1 protein-coding gene is annotated in these 2,634 nt (G+C 67.1%); it reads left to right on the top strand.

All coding sequences use genetic code 11. The features are described from left to right. On the top strand, positions 1 to 2,634 hold a 2,634-nt coding region (locus tag BM321_RS29200; RefSeq protein ID WP_139230578.1), incomplete at both ends, for an RHS domain-containing protein.

Here is a 2,634-nt window from a genome sequence, read left to right as displayed (position 1 = left end):
CTCAAGGACGCGCAGGTCACCTGGGTCGACCAGGAAAACCGCCGCACGATCTTTCCACTGCCTACCACCCAGCGTCCGGCGATCCACAACAGCCTGGCCCGGGCGGCGATCTACCTGGGGGCCGAGCCGGACGAACTGATCATCGCCCAGTCTGGGGAAAACGCCCCGTTCCTGCACTTTCGCGACGGCCACCTGATCGCCCTCAGCGACCGCTACGACAACCGCCTGACCGTCCAGCGCAACATCCATGGCGACATCAGCCGCCTGGACAACGGCGCCGGGCGCTCCCTGCGCCTGCGTTACGAGCAGCGCCACCTGGTCGCCGTCGACTACCAGAGCTTCCACCCGGCCCTCACCCTCGACGAAGCCTGGCGGACCGAACAGACGCTGGTGTCCTACCGCTACGACGGACGTTTCCGACTGATCGAAGCGACCAATGCCGCCGGTGAAAGCGAACGCTACGACTACGACGACCAGCACGTCATCCTCCAGCGGCAACTGGCCGGCGGGGCGAGCTTCTACTGGGAGTGGCAAGGCGTCGGGGCGGCGTCCCGCTGCGTACGGCATTGGGCCTCCTTCGCGCAGATGGACAGCCGCTACACCTGGGGCGAGGACGGCCGTGTCACGGTCCGGCACCTGGATGGCAGCCAGGAAGTGTATGTCCACGACGACCGGGCGCGACTGGTGCGCAAGGTCGAGCCCGACGGCGGCGAGCACCTCAGGGCCTACGACGAACAGGGCCGGTTGATCGCCGAACAGGACCCGCTGGGGGCGGTCAGCGAATACCGCTACGACGACGTCGGACGGCTGGTGGCGCTGATTCCGCCGGACGAAGCGCCGACGTCCTACGAATACCGCAACGGTTTCCTGCACGCCCGGTCCCGCGGCAAGGCCGTGTGGACCTACCGCCGCAATGCTCGGGGCGATGTGATCGCGAGCATCGATCCCGATGGCCAGCGTACGGAATATGCCTACGACGCCCATGGGCAACTGCTGGCCAGGTATGACCCGGACGGTGGCGAACATCGCTTCACCTGGAGTCGCCTGGGCCAACTGACCGAAGAGCTCCTGCCCGACGGCGGCCGGCGGTGTTTTGCCTACGACGCCCTGGGGCGTTTGCTCAGCCGCCGGGATGAACACGGCGCCCTCACGCACTACCAATGGGACCCCGTCGGCCGCCTGCTGCAAGTCACCCTGCCCACCGGTGCGACCCGGGCCTGGAGCTACAACGCCTACGGCAAGGTCATCGCCGAGCGCGACGAGCAGGGCCGAACCACCCGCTACGAATACGCCGACGACCTGCACCTGGTCAGCCGCCGCCTGAACCCCGACGGCAGCGAGCTGAAGTACCGCTACGACTCGGCGCGGCTGTTGCTGACCGAGATCGAAAACGAATCCGGCGAACGATATCAGCTGGACTACACGCCCAACGGCTTGATCCGACAGCAAGTCGGCTTCGACGGCCAACGCACCGCCTACGCCTACGACCTCAACGGCCACTTGCTGGAAAAAACCGAGCACGGCGAGGACGGTTCGCAACGGGTCACCCGCTACCAGCGTGACGCGGCCGGGCGATTGCGGATCAAGACCTTGCCCGACGGCCAGTCCATCGAATACCGCTACGACGAACTGGGCCGGCTGGTCCACGTCGACGACGGCAGCGATCACCCGCTGGCTTTCGAATACGACGCCCAGGATCGGCTGGTCACGGAACACCAGGGCTGGGGCACCCTGCGTTATCGCTACGATGCCTGCGGGCGCCTCAACCACCTGCGCCTGCCGGACGACAGCCAGCTCGACTACCACCACGCCCCCGGCGGCGCGCTGACCGCCATCGACCTCAACGGCGCGCGCCTGACCGAACACCGCGTTGACGGCGGCCGCGAACGGCAACGCCAGCAGGGTCGGTTGCGCAGCGATTACACGTACGACGAACAGGGCCGCCTCAAGGCCCAGACCGTGTGGCAGAACCCCCAGCAGCAGCTGTTCTGGCGCGACTATGCCTACAGCCCCCGAGGCAACCTCCAGACCCTTTCCGACCAGCGAAACCGCCGCCGCTACCAGTACGACCCGCTGGATCGCCTGACCCGCATCGACTTTTCCCACAGCGAACCGCCGGAACATTTCAGCCACGACCCGGCCGGCAACCTGCTGATGCAGGACCGCCCCGGCCCGACCACCCTCAAGGGCAACCGCCTGCTGAGGGAGGGCGACCGCCACTACGACTACGATGCCTTCGGCAACCTGATCCGCGAACGCCGCGGCCAGGCGCTGGTCAGCACCTACCGCTACGACAGCCAACACCGTCTGATCGGCGTCACCGACGCCGACGGCCGCGAAACGTCCTACCGCTACGACGCCTTCGGCCGACGCATCAGCAAGACCGTGGACGGCCTGACCACGGAATTTTTCTGGCAGGGCGACCAGCTCGTTGCCGAAAACAGCCCGCGCCACCACCGCAGCTATGTCTACGAACCAGGCACCTTCCGCCCCCTGGCCCTGCTCGATGGCGAAGGCCCCGACGCCCGCCCGTTCTACTACCACCTCGACCACCTGGGCACGCCCCAGGAACTGACCAACCCCGCCGGCCAGATCGTCTGGACGGCGCGCTACAACGGCTACGGCAAACTCACC

This window comes from Pseudomonas sp. NFIX10, from assembly GCF_900111955.1.
Lineage (GTDB): Bacteria > Pseudomonadota > Gammaproteobacteria > Pseudomonadales > Pseudomonadaceae > Aquipseudomonas > Aquipseudomonas fluorescens_AA.
This window is presented reverse-complemented; position numbering and strand designations above follow the sequence as displayed.